9 protein-coding genes and 10 pseudogenes are annotated in these 16,211 nt (G+C 65.6%); 10 read left to right on the plus strand and 9 right to left on the minus strand.

What is annotated here, in order from left to right; genetic code table 11:
* Positions 1–25 precede the first annotated feature (25 nt).
* A pseudogene (locus tag ACW4E8_RS16530) lies at positions 26–178 on the minus strand (polyhydroxyalkanoate depolymerase); the annotation flags it as partial.
* Between the two features lie 512 nt (positions 179–690).
* Between ACW4E8_RS16530 and ACW4E8_RS16535 the strand changes: the two are divergent.
* Positions 691–772 (plus strand): annotated as a pseudogene (locus ACW4E8_RS16535) (beta-ketoacyl-ACP reductase); the annotation flags it as partial.
* Position 773: 1 nt separating this feature from the next.
* On the opposite strand, the pseudogene ACW4E8_RS16540 reads toward ACW4E8_RS16535, so the two are convergent.
* Positions 774–983, minus strand: a pseudogene (locus tag ACW4E8_RS16540) (SDR family NAD(P)-dependent oxidoreductase); the annotation flags it as partial.
* Between ACW4E8_RS16540 and ACW4E8_RS16545 the strand changes: the two are divergent.
* Positions 975–1,112 (plus strand): annotated as a pseudogene (locus ACW4E8_RS16545) (SDR family oxidoreductase); the annotation flags it as partial. The pseudogenes ACW4E8_RS16540 and ACW4E8_RS16545 overlap by 9 nt on opposite strands.
* 400 nt (positions 1,113–1,512) lie before the next feature.
* Here the strand turns inward: ACW4E8_RS16545 and ACW4E8_RS16550 are convergent.
* On the minus strand, positions 1,513–1,884 hold the full coding sequence (locus ACW4E8_RS16550) for a PHA-granule associated protein 4 (protein ID WP_456805493.1): 372 nt from the start codon (positions 1,882–1,884) through the stop codon (positions 1,513–1,515).
* 402 nt (positions 1,885–2,286) lie between these two features.
* Between ACW4E8_RS16550 and ACW4E8_RS16555 the strand changes: the two are divergent.
* The 4 genes and pseudogenes from ACW4E8_RS16555 to ACW4E8_RS16570 all read left to right on the plus strand — a co-directional run bounded on the left by ACW4E8_RS16555 (position 2,287) and on the right by ACW4E8_RS16570 (position 6,797).
* Positions 2,287–3,101: pseudogene (locus ACW4E8_RS16555) on the plus strand (creatininase family protein).
* A 66-nt stretch (positions 3,102–3,167) separates the two neighbouring features.
* Positions 3,168–4,340: a YVTN family beta-propeller repeat protein gene (locus ACW4E8_RS16560; RefSeq protein WP_456805494.1), complete on the plus strand. Its 1,173-nt coding sequence runs from the start codon at positions 3,168–3,170 to the stop codon at positions 4,338–4,340.
* Positions 4,341–5,510: 1,170 nt separating this feature from the next.
* Positions 5,511–5,815: pseudogene (locus tag ACW4E8_RS16565) on the plus strand (tyrosine-type recombinase/integrase); the annotation flags it as partial.
* 427 nt (positions 5,816–6,242) lie between these two features.
* The gene (locus tag ACW4E8_RS16570) at positions 6,243–6,797 is read left to right on the plus strand and encodes a thioredoxin family protein (protein WP_456805495.1); all 555 of its coding nucleotides are present in this window, start codon (positions 6,243–6,245) and stop codon (positions 6,795–6,797) included.
* Positions 6,798–6,823: 26 nt separating this feature from the next.
* On the opposite strand, the pseudogene ACW4E8_RS16575 reads toward ACW4E8_RS16570, so the two are convergent.
* Positions 6,824–7,012 (minus strand): annotated as a pseudogene (locus ACW4E8_RS16575) (DUF6513 domain-containing protein); the annotation flags it as partial.
* A 121-nt stretch (positions 7,013–7,133) separates the two neighbouring features.
* Between ACW4E8_RS16575 and ACW4E8_RS16580 the strand changes: the two are divergent.
* The 4 genes and pseudogenes from ACW4E8_RS16580 to ACW4E8_RS16595 all read left to right on the plus strand — a co-directional run.
* Positions 7,134–7,916, plus strand: a pseudogene (locus tag ACW4E8_RS16580) (DNA-binding protein); the annotation flags it as partial.
* A gap of 317 nt (positions 7,917–8,233) precedes the next feature.
* Entirely contained in the window at positions 8,234–8,491 is a 258-nt protein-coding gene (locus ACW4E8_RS16585) for a hypothetical protein (RefSeq protein WP_456805496.1), read from the plus strand.
* A gap of 6 nt (positions 8,492–8,497) precedes the next feature.
* Positions 8,498–8,701: pseudogene (locus ACW4E8_RS16590) on the plus strand (DNA-binding protein); the annotation flags it as partial.
* Between the two features lie 20 nt (positions 8,702–8,721).
* Positions 8,722–8,904 (plus strand): annotated as a pseudogene (locus tag ACW4E8_RS16595) (sensor histidine kinase); the annotation flags it as partial.
* A 104-nt stretch (positions 8,905–9,008) separates the two neighbouring features.
* On the opposite strand, the gene ACW4E8_RS16600 reads toward ACW4E8_RS16595, so the two are convergent.
* From ACW4E8_RS16600 to ACW4E8_RS16620, 5 genes are read right to left on the minus strand one after another with little or no spacing between them, the layout of a single operon-like run.
* Positions 9,009–11,315 (minus strand): molybdopterin guanine dinucleotide-containing S/N-oxide reductase, encoded by a 2,307-nt coding sequence (locus tag ACW4E8_RS16600; protein WP_456805497.1) that lies wholly within the window; start codon positions 11,313–11,315, stop codon positions 9,009–9,011.
* A gap of 24 nt (positions 11,316–11,339) precedes the next feature.
* Positions 11,340–12,203 carry a sulfurtransferase gene (locus ACW4E8_RS16605; protein WP_456805660.1) on the minus strand — a complete coding sequence of 288 codons (864 nt, stop codon included), beginning with the start codon at positions 12,201–12,203 and terminating at the stop codon, positions 11,340–11,342.
* Positions 12,204–12,221: 18 nt separating this feature from the next.
* Positions 12,222–13,214 carry a tripartite tricarboxylate transporter substrate binding protein gene (locus ACW4E8_RS16610; protein ID WP_456805498.1) on the minus strand — a complete coding sequence of 331 codons (993 nt, stop codon included), beginning with the start codon at positions 13,212–13,214 and terminating at the stop codon, positions 12,222–12,224.
* A 38-nt stretch (positions 13,215–13,252) separates the two neighbouring features.
* Positions 13,253–14,617, minus strand: coding sequence for an adenylosuccinate lyase (gene purB / locus ACW4E8_RS16615; RefSeq protein ID WP_456805499.1), 1,365 nt, complete (start codon positions 14,615–14,617; stop codon positions 13,253–13,255).
* Positions 14,618–14,629: 12 nt separating this feature from the next.
* Positions 14,630–16,090 (minus strand): FAD-binding oxidoreductase, encoded by a 1,461-nt coding sequence (locus ACW4E8_RS16620; protein WP_456805661.1) that lies wholly within the window; start codon positions 16,088–16,090, stop codon positions 14,630–14,632.
* Between the last annotated feature and the right edge of the window lie 121 nt (positions 16,091–16,211).

Raw genomic sequence — 16,211 nt, forward strand, 5'->3', positions numbered from 1 at the left:
CAAGAGCGGCACGCGCATTGTGTCAGTCGGTGAGGTAGACGTCGTGCTCGGGCAGCATCGTGACGACCGTGCTGCGCAGGAGGGTAGCGCAGTGTCCCGCGAGTGGCGCCACGAGCAGCACCCGTGGTTGCCGCAGTGGAACGGCCTTCTTAAAATGAAAAGCGAGCAGAACGGCGAAAGCCCAAAGCTCCCGCCGGGCGCGCTGCCCGGACGCCGCGCTTGGCGACGCGGTGCAGGCGGCGGCGGTGCAAGCGACCGCCTGCAGCGGGCAGATCGGCTGGCACCAGAGACCCGCAAACGCGGATAACCTGCCGACGCCCAGTGGGACCGGTCGAAGCAGCTCGGGAAGTTGCGCGATTCGGACGCTTACCCGAGGCCTCTTGGAGGCAAGGGGAAGCGTCAGTCACGAAGAGCAACCAGCACGGCACCATAGTGGTTGCGGCTCGTTTGGCCAGCTGCGCCGTGTCAGCCTGGCGAGGATGTCAGCGATTCAAGCATTTTTTCTTTGGGAGAACGAAATTTACATGGGAGAAGACCTTGGGCTGTACACCCATCGGCAGCGGCAACGTACAGCACTTCCGGTTCCAGATTGCCACGGCGTTCCGATAGAGATTCCAATTGATGAAAACGTCAACTCCACGGCTCAGATCCCTGACCGCTGCCGCTATGGCCGCCGCGCTGTGCGCAGCAGCGTGCCAAGCGTGTGTCGGGAAGATTCCAAGCCGACGTCGGCCCCGTCGACATCCTGGTCAACAACGCCGGCATTACGCGCGACGCGAGTCCAGAATCTCCTGCGGCACTGCCGTCACCATCTTGGTGGCGATATAGCCGGGCGAGATGGTGTTGACCATTACGCCCCGCTTGGCCACTTCGAGCGCCAGCGACTTGGTGAAGCCGTGCATGCCGGCCTTGGCGGCGGCGTAGTTGGTCTGGCCGAACCCGCCTTTGGAGCCGATGATGGACGAGATATTGAGATCATCCCCCAGATACCGGTGGGCCGCCTCGGGCAACCGGAGGAGGTGGCCGCGCTCGTGCTTTACCTGTGCTCGCGCGAGGCTGGTTTCATGACCGGCGCTAACCTTGCCATCAATGGCGGCCAGCATATGCTGTGAGATCGCTTGCTCCGACCGCGCGCGGCGAGCCGCGGTGATGCCAGTCTTCCGTACCGACGGGGAGGGGTGAGAAGCGTGCAGTCCCACCTCCCTGGTGGTTTTCCGCTCGCTGACGGGAGCGGAGAGATTCGGGACGAAGGATCTGGGATTTCAGGTGGCGCAAGGGGGCGAGTGGCGCGCCAATTCGCTGGTGCTCGACAGTTGCGGTGCCCAGCGACCACGTTGACCTGTCATCACGCTGCATCCATATTGCGCGATTATCCGGAGTGGGCGAAACGCGAACGTGAGGCACTATCCGAATGGGCGAAGCCCGACGTGGCGAGCATCGATGCCGGTGTCGCGAGAAAGCGCCGCTGGGCACGTACGCCTGCACCTTTGCCCCCCGAAAATGGATGCGATGTCAGTCCCATGTGAGGGTGGACTTCTTCAACAGGTGGCCAGCCAAGATGTAGTCACCGTGCTGAATGGCATGGCTCTCGAGTTCTGCCAAGGTGGCTTCTGTCAGCATTGCCAAATCGAACAGACAATATAGGTGACGCTGCCTGAAGGTGGTCTTCGGTTCCTTAAGCCCACGTAGTAGGGCTTCCGGTGATCGGACGGCAATGTGCTCAAGGCTTCTGAACTGGACGCGAACGCCGAATTTTTGCCCCAGTCTCCCGAGCTCAAGGGCGTCTTCCCACCCCGTATCGTAGTCGAGGTCAACCATGCCCTCGACACGTGAACTGATGCGCTCAATGGCGTTGGCTCGGCTGTGTGCGACGTAGGTGTTCATGGACGTAGAGAGGGCGCATGAAGTTCCGACGACAAAAATATAGCGCGCGATGGGCGGTGCGACGAGAGGGGAAGAAGGGAGCGCGGCACCCCGCTGACCCGCCGACGACGCTTGTCGGCTGATGCTACATAGGCAGATTGGCGCGGCACCTTGAGTCGCCGCACATAGCCTCCAATAAAACAGCGACCAGGCATACGACCGCGTATTTATAATCGAAGCGAAGCAGGAATTGCTGGAAGTGTTAATGGAGTAAGATTGCCTCCGCCAGGGAACCCATGATCAGCGAGGGTGCCGGCCGAACAGATGACGCGGAATCTGGGCGTGTCGCTGCCGATGCTGTATCAATGGGTACCCGCATCCGCGCTCCCACAGCCCGGATATGCTCGTTCACGAGGGCTTGTCATGGGTTTTCTCCTACGAAGGGCGTTCGCTCCCATCATCTTGCTCATCGCCTTCCAAGCCACCTTTGCGCAACCGCCGAAAACCGTGTTGCTTGAGGATCTGACCTGGACCGAACTGCGTGACCAGATTCAGGCGGGCAGGCACACCATCCTCATCCCCATCGGCGGGACCGAGCAAAGCGGCCCTCATGTTGCGCTCGGCAAGCATAACGCCCGGGTAAGGGGGCTCTCTCAACGAATCGCGGAAGGACTTGGCAATGCGCTCGTCGCGCCAGTGATCGCTTATGTGCCCGAGGGGAGCTACCAACCGCCGACAGCGCATATGCGTTTCCCCGGCACCATCACAGTGTCGGACGATGCGTTTGAAAAGACACTGGAGGCCGCCGCCAACAGCTTCAAGCTCCATGGATTCACGAACATCGTCTTTCTTGGTGATCACGGCGGCTATCAGAACGACATCAAGCGGGTAGTGGCTCGACTTAACAAGACATGGGTCGGCTCGGGCGCCCGCGCGTTCGTCCCGCCTGAGTACTACGGCACCAGTTCGGATGGTTACGCCCAAATCCTGCGCGAGCACGGTTACCGGGACGACGAGATTGGCACGCACGCCGGACTCGCGGACACATCGTGCTGCTCGCAGTAGCGCCGCAGATGGTTCGGCTGGAGCGACTGCGAAATGGCGCGAAACTCGGACCTGCTGATGGCGTCTACGGCGGCGACCCGCATCGCGCGAGCGCCGAACTCGGTCAGCTGGGCATCGATGCGATCGTGTTGCGTACCATCACTGCCATCAGGAACGAGACCGCGGGCCGTTGAAGGGTTCGCCAGCATTCCCCTCCCGCTTTTCTGCACCGCTCCACCCGCTAACGGAAGGAAGTCGCCATGCATTTGTGTTCCTGTCGTCTGTCGCGCCTCGGATCGTCTGTTGTCCGCGCGTTGGCCGGTTTAAGCGCCGCCGGCGCCGCATTCGCCGCGCCGGCTGTTGCCACAGTGGCAGGCATGCCGCCCGTCGTGAACGCGAGCAATCTCTACAGCGAGGCGGGAGCCGACCACCTCAGCCCGGCGGTGGCTGAGGCGTTGCCGCGGGTCTATGTGCCCAATCTGCGCTCGAACGACGTCTATGTCATCGACCCGGCGACGTTCAAGGTGGTCGACAAGTTTCGTGTCGGCTACCGGCCGCAGCACGTCGTCCCTTCGTGGGATCTTCACACGCTGTGGGTGACCAACAATGCTGAAGGCCGGCCCGACGGCAGCCTGACCCCGATCGATCCGAAGAGCGGGAGGCCGGGCAAGGAGGTGAGGGTCGACGATCCATACAACATGTACTTCATGCCGGACGGCAAGGAAGCGATCGTCGTGGCGGAGGCGCAAGCGCGACTCGATTTTCGCGATTCGCACACGATGGCACTCAGATCTAGCCTTGAAGTACCGCAGTGCAAGGGAATCAACCATGCCGACTTCTCGATTGACGGCAAGTACGCGCTCTTTACCTGCGAATCCGATGGCAGCCTCGCGAAGATCGATCTTGTGAACCGCAACGTCGTCGGCTATCTGCAACTCGCCAGGAATGGCATGCCGCAGGACATTCGCATTGCGCCGGACGGCAAGGTGTTCTATGTCGCCGACATGATGGCCGGTGGCGTCCATGTGGTCGACGGCGATCGCTTGACTAAGATCGACTTCATCAAGACCGGCATCGGTACGCACGGGCTGTACCCGAGCCGTGACGGCACCAGGTTGTACGTCGCCAATCGCGGCTCCAATCGCGTTCACGGGCCGCGCCATGGCAAGGGCAGCGTGTCGGTGATCGACTTCGCCACGCGCAAAATCGTCGCAACCTGGCCCATTCCGGGGGGAGGCAGCCCCGATATGGGCAATGTTAGCGCCGACGGCAAGACGCTGTGGCTCTCTGGTCGGTTTGACGATGTCGTCTACGCGATCGACACGACGACGGGTTCGATCAAGTCCATTCCGGTCGGTATGGAGCCGCATGGCCTGACGGTCTGGCCGCAACCCGGTCGCTATTCGCTAGGCCACACGGGCAATATGCGTTGACCCATGATCGGCAGCCAGGCGTAATGTCAAGGGAGCCGTCACCGTCAAACAAACTGATTTTGCCACTACGCAAAGGGTCATGCCAAGAGACGGGCAATTTGCAAGGCCGCTTTCGAGCGCTGCGCCTACTATGCTCACATTCACACTCCATTGCACCCATCGAGCCCGCGGACCGCACGGTGGCTGCGGTGCTGACCGGATATGGTGTGCCCCTCATCACGCAGCAAGCCATCGTGTCCCCGGCGGGCGTGAATCCGAACCTGTCTTTCTGATGAAAGGGCGCCGGCAATGCCGCGCCTTAATTCAGAATATGGGGAAGCAAACGAAGCTCATATTTGTTGCGGCGCTGCCCACAACGCTCATGGCCGGCTGGGCTCTCTACGCGCCGGATGCCGCCGTCGCGGATTCACAAGCCAAATGTGCTGACAGGCTTGAGCCAAAACGGCAATCGGCAAGGTATGGCCTCTGGAGCTGGGCCATCATGGACAGAACGCCGCCGGCGAATAGGAAGGGTCTGACACGCTCTGAAGTTCATGTGGAACCGGATAAGCCCGCAGCGCCGCCCCCCAAGGCAGGCGAACCGCAAGGAACGCTGTAGTTGCGGGTATAGGAACACGGAAAAAGCGAAGGCCTTTCTGAAAAGGGCGTAGCAGGATTGCCCATACTGCGCGCCGCCGCATTCTCTATACTGATTATCCGCACTGAGTCGCTGAAGGCGGCCGGCCTGCGTCACCGGGACGCAGGAAAGTGCGAGGTTGGTCGCGCCAGCGGCAGGCGGATCATAGTGAGTATGTACGATCCAGCCGAACCATGCCGCCGGGCGCGAGCTGGTGAGAAATCGCCGGGCTTAATCGGGGCAAACGCGGACGATACCCGCAGCCCGCCGAACATGTCAGGGCTCGAATCACGATCTACACCAGTCGACGCCCGCCACCCTAGTAGGGCTGGCTCCCGAAAGCGCCTCGAGGTATGAGGCGCATTTTCTTTTGGAGCGACGCAGGCCTCACGGTCGTTGCGCAAACGCCTGAAGCTATCGACCCGGATCGGGACAAATTCCCTTCGCAAATTGCTAAGCGATTGATTTGTATCAAATTTCGGCCTTTGGCTGCCGACGCGCATGAGAATCGACACTTTCGCTGACGAAGTTGTGACACGTTCTCTTTTCTACGGCTGGTGATCGGCCAGGTGGTCGCGGTCAATCCCGCCGCGTCGGTGCGCGGGCAGCCACACCGCACGGCAGGGCAAGACGCCGCTGCTCGAGGCGGCGGAGGCGCGGCAACTGCTCGACCGCATCGACGTGGGCCACGCCGGCCGGGCTGGGCGACCGGGCGCTGATCGCGCTGATGGTGTTTTCGTTCGCATGGATCGGCGCGGCGCTGGCGATGCGCGTCGACGATGCCTACGTCCAGAACCGGCGACTGTGGGTGCGCCTGCGCGAAAAAGGCAGCAAGCACCACTTGCACGCTGCTCGGCATCCCAGTCTCCGGTGCAGTATGCGGAGCGCATCGAAATGGCCCCGTCCCGCGTGTCTGCCCTCTGGGCCCAACGCTCCTCGATCTCGAGCACAAAGCCGGTTTTCCATGGCGCCGCATCGCCAGCGAGGAACCTCGCCGGGCCCTGGATGGCCTGCCTTTCGAAGCAAACGCTATCGTCGATGCCGGCGCCTGAAGACGCCATTTCGGCAAGGTAAAATTGCAGAAGACATCTGGCGTGAACAAACCAGTGGGACGTTGCCCGTTTCCAGGAATGTGATGAAATGGTGGGCGAGCATCAGTGCTTCGTCCTGTGTCATGGCTGATCTCCCATTCACGCCGATCGGTGAGCAAAGCTTCGGGGTGCGTCTCGAGGTATAGGCTCGCGAATGAAAGACACGGCTATCCTGGCCGCCCGAGGAGCACGCAAATGGGTACCGAATCCCCCGCAGGCGATCTGGGCGCCGCAGCGCCCAGGTTCTCGCTGCCCGCCACCGACGGCAGAACGCTTACGCTCGACGACGTGCGCGGCGAGCGTGGCGTCGTCGTGGTGTTCATGTGCAACCACTGCCCTTACGTGAAGGGCGCGCTGGCACAGCTGATCCGCGACGCGCGCAATCTCGTGCCGCTTGGCATCGGCATCGTGGGCATCAACGCGAACGACGCGCGCACCTATCCGGAGGACTCGTTCGACCGGATGGTCGCGTTCGCGGCAGACGCCGGCTTGCCGTTTCCCTATCTCTATGACGAGACGCAACAGACGGCCCGCGCATATGGTGCGGTCTGCACGCCCGAGTGTTTCGGCTTCGATGCGAACCTGCGGCTGCGTTACCGGGGTCGCGTGGGCGCGTCGCGCAAAGACCCGGTGGCCGGTGCGCCGCGCGACCTCTTCGAAGCGATGCGGCAGGTCGCGCAGACCGGCGAAGGTCCTGCGCAGCAACACCCGGCATTTGGCTGTTCGATCAAGTGGAAACTGGAAACCTGACGCCGCGGCACTAAAAGACGCGCGGCTCATGGTTTTATCATCGTCGTCCCCCGCGCGTGCCATACGCTAAGGTCTTGCGCGGGCCGATCCACCGCGCAGCCCCAGTCGAACTGCTCGTCCTGTTCGAAACGCTTGCCGAGCTGCCACGCGATTTCCGCGCGCGCCAGCTGCACGCCCATGTAGAACGCGTGCCCGCTATCCGTGTCGAGCTTCAGGTCCGCCGGCCCGCAAGGTGTATCTGTCGAGGGAGCAGGCGCGCTGACGTTTTCAACTATATCGCCGCCAGTCGACGCTCGGCTTTGCACGCCGAGGACGACCGGCGATACGCACAGACCGTTGCGCAGCAAACTCGGTCACCCGGACCTTCTCGACGCACTGAAGCAGGTCGCGGCCGACGCGGTCAGGACGATCTGGCAGGCGGCCAACGAAGCCGCCACCGGCGAGCTGGCCACGCTGCGCGCCGAGGCGCGTCACGCGGCGAGCGCAGCGGAAGCGGAGCGCGACGCGGCACGGGCCGAGACCGCCGCTGCGCGCGAGGAGATCGCGGTGGTTGCTGCGCAACTGGCGGAGGCGAGGCAGGTGTTCGAGGAAAATCAGGCGGGCCTGGCCGCCGAGCGGCAGGCGCACGCCGCGACCCAGGCGCGACTGGAAGCGGGGCGAGCGGAACTGGAGGCCGCGGGCCGTCAGCTGGCGGAGCTGCGCACCCAGTTCTCGACGGAGCTGGAGCGCGCCCGCGAGCAGGTGACCATCGCGCAGGAACGCGCCGAAGCCAGCGAGCGGCGCGCGCTGCGTGAACTGGACCAGGACCGCGCGCCAGAAGAGCGAGCGTACGGCGGAAGAGATTCGGGCGGAATTGGCGGCCGTGCGCCACGAGGCCCGCGACGCGGCGGTGGCCCAGGCCGAAGCCCGGGCGCGGCTCGAAGCCCGGCCACGGCGCAGGCCGATCGGCTCGCGGCCGCCGGAGAGGCGCAGCAGCGGACCGCCGGCGAGCTGGACGCGGTGCAGGCGGACTTGGCGGCGGCGCAGCGCCGGGCCGAGCGGGCCGAAGCCGAAGCGGCGCTGGCGCGCCGGCTGCTGGCACAATTGCAGGTGGCGCCGCGCGAGCGGGCTGCTGGCGGCGGGGGCGAGCGGATGCGCTGGATCACTGAGGAGTACCGCGGCATGTATGTCCACGCGATCGCCTTTGAGATCGCGGAGATGGGCCGAATGGAACCGCCCCTAGGGCAAAAGTGGGGCTACATGATTGCCATCCGCTACACGGCTGACCGGGACGACGACATGATCTACGGGCCGGCAGGCGACCGCAGCGACTACTTCACCCGCGCGGCGGCGGAGCAGGCCGCGCTCTATTACGGCAAGCGGGCGATCGACATCATTCAAGATCTGGACTAACACGCTCATGCTACGATTCCTTCATCAAGCCAGAGGAGTTGAAAATGCCAAATTCCTTCTCGATATATTCGCCGAAGCCGTCCGACGACGGGGAGCGGGTGTACTTCACCATCGAGGCGGATGGAGCTAAAAGTAAAGGCTATATTTCGCGCTCGGCTCTTGATGAACTGGCCGGTGGCCATATTGGCGACCTCGGGGAGGTCTTCGACAAGCATCGAGATCGGATCAAGGAAGCGGCCCACCTTAAGTGGTTGGTGAATCCTTCGCTCGATCCCATCGTGCTCAGTAGCGACGATTTTTGAGTGGCTCAAGCGGGACGCGCCGAGCTGGACGCCGCCGGCCGGCAGCTGACGGAACTGCGTACCCAATTCTCGGTGGAGCTGGAGCGGGCCCGCGAGCAGGTGACCCTCGCGCAGGAACGCGCCGAGGCCAGCGAGCGGCGCGCGCTGCGCGAACCGGACGCGGAGCGCACCGCGTGCCAGAAGAGCGAGCGCGCGGCCGAAGAAGTGCGGGCCGCGGACAAAACGCTCGAATACCCGCGGCAGTTCGTCTTGTCTGCATCCAGGCTGGCTTTGTCTACTGGGGCGCCAATCGCGTCAACGACTACGCGCAGCACAGCCGGCTGGCAAGCGATATCCTGTCAGAGTTGCTGGAGCTGTCGGCAAACAGATCAGCAAGCCGACGCCGAGGAAGCGAGCGCCCGGCGGGGGCCGACCGGCGTTCCATTGTATCCGTCTCGTTCCCGCGCGGTGCCGGCAGAACTCTGCCAGCCGCCGCTCCGTTCGGGCCAGCCGTACTGAAGTGCGCCGGGCGCCACCGCTACGGCGCCTCGAACGCCCGCATCGGCGGCGGCTCTCCTTCAAGACGCTCGACTTCGACCGCCGTCAGCTGCCCGGCACATCCCTGTGCCAGTGACGAGGTGCCCCGGTCCCGCGTCAGCACATTGGGATTGCCGTGGGAGCACAGCGGCCGGCCACTTGCGTCCAGCGCCGGGTCATACCACGCACCGGTCGGCAGCTTGACCACGCCGGGCCTCACGGCATCGGACAGCGTTGCGCAAGCAAGGCAGGCACCCCGGCTATTGAACAGCCGGACGATGTCGCCTTCACCGATGCCGCGGGCGGAGGCATCGGCAGGATGCAGCGTGCAGACTTCGCGATCCTTGCGTTTCTCGCTGATGCTGTGCGCACCGAAGTCAAGCTGGCTATGCAATCGCGTAGCCGGCTGGTTGGCGATCAGCGTCAGCGGATGGTCGCGGGTCGGGCCGTCGGTTGGCGGCAGCCATGCCGGATGGCCCTGACAGTCCGCGTAACCAAAGCCAGCGATGGTCGGGGACGTGACCTGTATCTTGCCGCTGGGCGTCGGCAGCGGGCGACCGGCGGGATCGTCGCGGAAGGCGCGCAGGATGCCGCCGTCGTCGTCCTGCTGCGGCAGCATCAGTTCGCCGCGCTCCCAGAAGGTATCGAAATCCGGCGCGTCCAGCCCGCGCTCGGCCAGCGCCAGCCGGGTGCGCTCGAACAGGTGGCGCAGCCATTCGCGGCTGGTGCGGCCTTCGGTGAAGGCCTCGCGGGTGCCGAGGCGTCCGGCCAGATCGGCAAAGATATCGTAGTCGTCGCGCGCCAGCCCATGCGGCTCGGCGATGCGGTGCATGGCGACCATCAGCGGGTCGGTCGGCGCGGCGCCGATATCCTCGCGCTCCAGCGTCAGCGTGCAGGGCAGCACGATGTCGGCGTGCCGGGCGGTGGCGGTCCAGCCGATCTCGTGGACGACGAAGGTATCCAGCCGCCGGAACGCCTCGCGCAGCCGGTTGAGGTCCTGGTGGTGATGGAACGGGTTGCCGCCCGCCCAGTAGGCCAGGCGGATATGCGGATAGGTCCGGCGCGCGCCGTTGTAGTCGAAGGCTGCGCCGGGATGGAGCAGCATGTCGGCGATGCGCGCCACCGGGATAAACGGCTTGACGCCGTTGGTGCCCTGCGGCAGCGCCGCCACCGGCACGGCGTTCATGCGTTTGCCGTAATGCGCAAGCGTGCCGAGCGCGTAGTTGTAGCCGCCACCAGGTAGGCCGATCTGGCCGAGCGCCGCGGCCAGCACGGCGGCCATCCACACCGGTTGCTCGCCGTGCTCGGCACGTTGCAGCGAGTGCGCGACCACCACCAGTGCGCGCCGGCCTGGCAGTGAGGCGGCCAGCTCGGCAATCGTGCCTGCCGGCAGGCCGCAGATCGCCGCAGCCCATGCTGCGGACTTCGGCGTGCCGTCGCTGCGGCCCATCAGGTAGTCCTCGAACTCGGGCCAGCCCTCGCAATACTGGTCTAGGAATGCACGGTCATGCCGCCCATGCGTCACCAGTTCGTGCAGCAGGCCGAGCATCAGCGCGGTATCGGTGCCGGGAATCGCAGCCAGCCATTGCGCCCGGGCCTCCTCAGGGAAATCGGTGCGCAGCGGGCTCACCGAGACAAAGCGGCAACCGCGCGCCGCCGCGGCTTGCATCGATTCGCGTTCGATATGCCGGCTAATGCCGCCGCTGGCGACGCGCGAGTTCTTCAGCGCCATGCCGCCGAAGGCGAGCACAACGTCCGTGTGTTCGACGATCTGCTCCCAGGTCACATTGCGCCGGGCGACATCGTCCATGCTGCCGAGGATATGCGGCAGGATCACCGCCGACGCGCCCGCACTATAGCTGTTGACCGAGCGCACGTAGCCGCCGAGCGATGTGTTCAGGAAGCGGTGGACCTGGCTTTGCGCATGGTGGAAGCGCCCAGCGCTCGACCAGCCGTAGGAACCGCCGAACACCGCTTCCGCGCCGAACTGGTCTTTGACGCGCTTCAGTTCCGCAGCGAGGCGGTCCAGCACTTCGGTCCACGGCATCGCCACGAACGTATCCTGGCCGCGGCGCGCATCCGGCCCGGGGCCATCCTCCAGCCATCCGCGCCTGACCATCGGCGTGGTGACGCGCACCGGATGGCGCAAGGCGTTGGTGAAGTTGTCGATCAGCGGATTGGGGTCGGGGTCGCCGGGATGGGGCTTGACGGTCAGCACATCGTCCTGCCAGAGCGCCGAGAAGACGCCCCAGTGGGCGCTGTGCGGACGCATGGAGGGGGACGGGCTGGAATGGGTGTCTGCGGTCATGGAGTCAGGGAGAGACTGGTGAAGTCAGGCGGCGGCGCCGGTCGCGATGCGCGCGCCGGGCTGCGCGCACCACTCGCTCCACGAGCCCGGGTAGAGCGCCGCACCGGACAGGCCAGCGATTTCCATGGCCAGCAGGTTGTGACAGGCGGTCACGCCGGAGCCGCACTGGCTCACCAGTTCGACCGGCACGCGTCCGCCGGCCAGCGCCTCGAATTCGGCGCGCAACATGGCGGCCGATTTGAAGCGGCCATCGGCGCCGAGGTTGTCGCGGAACAGCCGGTTGCGTGCGCCGGGGATATGGCCGCCGACCGGGTCCATGGTCTCGTTCTCGCCACGAAAGCGGTCGGGCGCGCGCGCATCGATAACCAGCCGCTCACCGCTTTCCAGATTGGCGCACAGCATGTTGTAGTCCACGGTCGTGACCAGCGAGGGACGCAGCGCAAGATTGCCGGCCGTGGCCGGAGGCGGCGCCTCGCCGGTAACGGGCAGGTCCGCGGCCCTCCACGCGCCGATGCCGCCGTCGAGCACGGCCGCCGCACGATGCCCGATCCAGCGCAGCATCCACCACAGGCGCGCCGCGTACATGCCACCGGCGTTGTCATAAGCCACCACCTGGGTGTCGTCATCGATGCCGAGCGTGGCCATCGCCTGCACAAAGCCGTAGCGGTCAGGCAGTGGATGCCTGCCGTTACTGCCGGTCTTCGCGGCGCTGAGCGTGTCTTCCAGATGCACGTAGCGGGCCCCGGGGATATGCGCAGCATCGTGGGCGGCGCGGCCGGCCTGCGGGTCGGTTAGCTCGAAGCTGCAGTCCAGCACCACCAGCTCGCCGGACTTTGCACCGTCGAGCGCGCTGGCCAGCGCATCGACCGGCATCAGGGTGTCGTAGATCTTCTTCATGGCGTTCCCTTACTGTGCGATCTGCGAAAGCAGTTCCGGCGTGGCGGCGCTCTTGTAGCGGGCAATATCCTCGGCGATGTAGCGCCCGAACTTGTCCAGCGGCAGGTTGCGCTCCATCGCTGCGTCCTTGCGGATCGCGTCGCGGACCTCGGGCTGGGCGAGCGCACGGGACAGGTGCTCGGAGAGCTTCGCCAGCACGTCCTTGGGCGTGCCGGCCGGCGCCACCAGGCCATACCACTGCGTGACAACCACATCCACGCCCAGCTCCCTGAAGGTGGGCACGTTCGGCAGCGCCGGGCTGCGTTGCGCGCCGGTCAGGGCCAGCACGCGCAGCTGGCCCTGCCGGACCTGGCCCATCAGCGGCGACGCCGTGGCAAAGAACATGTCCACCTGCCCGCCGATCAGGTCGGTGATGGCCGGGCCCGAGCCCTTGTAGGGCACATGCAGCATGTCCACACCGGCGCGCTGCCTGATCATCTCCATGCCGATATGGGCGGCGCCGCCCGTGCCGGTGGAGGCGAAGGAAAGCTTGTGCGCCGTCGCCGCGTTCAGCACCGCCTTGCCGTCGGTGTATTTGGAATTGCTCGCCACGAACAGGCCATGGGGCGCTTCCAGGATCAGCCCGATCGGCGCGAAATCGCCTGGCTTGTAGGGCAGCGAGGCGGGCTTGAGCGCCGGCGACACGGCCAGGTTGCCGCTCATCGCCAGCAGCAGCGTATAGCCGTCCGGCTTCGACTTCGAGACCACGTCGGCCGCGATATTGCCGCCCGCGCCCGCACGGTTTTCCACCACCACGGTCTGGCCGAGGGTCTTGCTCATCTCGTTGGCGATCAGGCGGCCATAGAGGTCGCCGCCGCCGCCGGGCGGAAAGCCCACCACCAGCTTGATCGGCTGTTCCGGATACGCGGCCTGCGCAGCATGGCCGAACGCCGCAACCGCCAGCAGCGCTAGCGCCGCCGCCACGCGGCGTAGTGGCCTCGTTCCACTTAGGGACGTCTTCATGATCTTGTCTCCGTAGTTCTTATGGTCGTATCAGTGGCTCAGCGGCCCAGCCACGCGTCTCTTTGCTGCGCCAGCACGCGGTCGACCGACTCGCCGCACTGGCCGAGATACCCGGCGGGATCGGTCAGGCGCCGGATCTCGTCTTCGCCGAGTTCGCCGGCCAGGTGCTCATGGCTGCGCATCGCCGTGGCAAAGTCCAGCTTATTGCTGATGCCATGCATCGACGCCTCGTAGATCCACTCGTGCGCGGTCTGCTTGCCGACGCGGTTGCCCAGTTCCAGCATCACGTGTTCGGACAGCAGGTAGCCGCGCATGCGGTCGAGGTTGGTGGCCATGTTGGGCGCATCCACGCGCAGGCCCGCCAGCAGGTTCTTGGCCTGGAACAGCATCGCGCCTGCGATCAGGCAGCATTCCGGCAGTGCCTTCCACTCCATCTTCCAGGCGATGCCATCGCGCTCGCCCTCCTGCACCATGCCCTCCAGCATCATGGCCGCGTTGTAGCGCAGCGGGCGCGACAGGCCGGCGAGGTTCTCGGCGGAAGTGGGATTGCGCTTGTGCGGCATGGTCGACGAACCGAGCTTGCCGGTGGAAAAGGCTTCCTCCACTTCGGCGAACTCGTTGCGCTGCATGTTGAACAGCTCATTGCCGATCTTCGACAGCGTCGAGCCGATCATGGCCAGCAACAGCGCGTATTCTGTAAAGCGGTCGCGCGCGGGTGCCCAGCTGATGTCCGGCGTGCCGAGCCCAAGCTTCGACAGCGTGCGGCGCTCAACCTCCGCGGCCTGCGGCCCGAGCGAGGCCTGGCTGCCGACGGCGCCGGCGACCATGCCGACCAACACGCGTGGCGCACATTCGGCCAGGCGCTGCTGGTGGCGGCCGAGCTCGTCGAGCCAGATCGCGCACTTGTGGCCGAAGGTGATCGGCAGCGCCTGCACACCGTGCGTGCGGCCGGCCATCGGCGTATCGCGATGGGCGGCGGCCAGGCGCGCCAGCTCGTTGCCGACCGCCTTCATGTCGCGCACGACGATCGCGTGGAAGTCCTTGAGCTGCAGTGCCACGCCGGTGTCGACCACGTCCTGCGTGGTGGCACCGTAGTGCACCCACTCACCGTTCTGCTGGGCGCAACAGGCCTGCAGTTGCTTGAGGGCAGGCACCAGCGAATGCTTAATGCGACGGATTTCGGCCGACATCGCGGCGAAGTCGATGTTCTCCACCTTGGCCTGGGCGGCGATATCGCGCGCGGCGGCTTCCGGGATGATGCCGAGTTCGGCCTGGGCCGTGGCCAGCGCGGCCTCGAAGTCCAGCCACTTCTGCACGCGGCTTTCCTCGGAGAAGACGGCACGCAGTTCGTCGGTGCTCCACAGGTGCTGGAGCGATTGCATATCGAAGACGGAAATGGGCATGAACGTGGTTCCTTAGCGCAATGAAGGGGAAGTCGGGGCGACCAGGTCGCGCGGCAGCACGCGGCCCGGGTTGAACAGGTTGGCGGGATCCAGTGCCCGCTTGATGCCGGCCATCAGATCCAGCGCCACAGGGGACTTGTATTGCAGGAATGCAGACTGCTTGAGCCGGCCGATGCCATGCTCGGCAGAGATCGAGCCGTGCAGGCGCGCGGTCACAGCGTGGACCACGTCGTGGATCTTGCCTTCGCGCGCACGGAAGGCCTCGTCGCTCATGCCCGCCGGCTTGCTCTGGTTGTAGTGCAGGTTGCCGTCGCCCACGTGGCCGAAGCACACCACCTGGATGCCGGGCATCAGCTCCTCCAGCGCCGCGCCCGCTTGCGCGATAAAGTCCGGGATGCGCGTGATCGCCACCGAGATGTCGTGCTTGATCGAGGGGCCGTGCAGCCGCTGCGCCTCGGGCACGTGGTCGCGCAGCGCCCACAGTTCATGGGCCTGCCGTGCCGATTCGGCAATCACCGCGTCCGCGACCAGGCCGGCGTCGATCGCGTCCGCCAGTACCGCCTCCACCGCGGCGCGCGGATCGAGCTGCGCCGAGGCTTCGGAGACGTCGAACAGCACCGCCCACGGATACTCGCCCGCGAGCGGATCGCGCATGCCGGCCAGCGGATGCGAGAGCACCTGCGACAGCGCCCCGCGCCCCAGCAGTTCAAAGGCGGTCACGCGCTCGCCGACGGCATCGGTCAGCCGGCTCAGCATTTCGACCGCCGCCTGCGGGTCGCGCACGGCCATCCAGCCGGTCACGACCGAGCGCGGCATCGAGAACAGCTTGAAGGTGGCGGCAGTGACCACGCCGAGCGTGCCTTCGCTACCGATGAACAGGTGCTTCAGGTCGTAGCCGGTGTTGTCCTTGCGCAGGCCGCCCAGTGCGTCGAGCACGCGCCCGTCCGCCAGTACCACTTCCAGCCCGAGCGCGAGGTCGCGAGTATTGCCATAGCGCAGCACCTGCTCGCCGCCGGCGTTGGTCGACAGCACGCCGCCGATGGTGGCGCTGCCTTCGGAAGCCAGCGACAAGGCAAACAAACGGTTCTGCTCCGCGGCGGCCCCCTGTGCGGCCAGCACGGTGCACCCTGCCTCCAGCGTGATGGTGTTGTCGAGCGGGTCAATGCGGCGGACCGCGGCCATCCGGCCCAGGCTGAGGACCACCTCACTGCGCGACGCGTCCGGCGTGGAGCCGCCGACCAGCCCGGTATTGCCGCCCTGCGGCACCACGGCGACGCGGTGCGCGGCGCATGCGGCCACGACACTGGCCACCTCAGCGGTCGATCCCGGCCGCACCACCGCGCGGGCAGCGCCGGGATAGGTGCGACGCCAGTCGGCAACGTAGCGCGCCGTATCGGCGTCGTCCGTGAGAACATGGTTCTTGCCGACGATGCCGGCGAGGGTTGCGAGAAACGGGTTGCTGCCACCTTGCATTGACGCCACGCCCTTATCCTGTGCGGCGGTACCCCGCCATGGTGGCCCGGTGACCAGTGCAAGAGGTACTTCGTCCTTCCCCTCGCTGGCCGCCCGCCTTGTTTCATTGAATGAAATGTGT

The sequence above is a fragment of the Cupriavidus sp. CP313 genome (assembly GCF_054072015.1).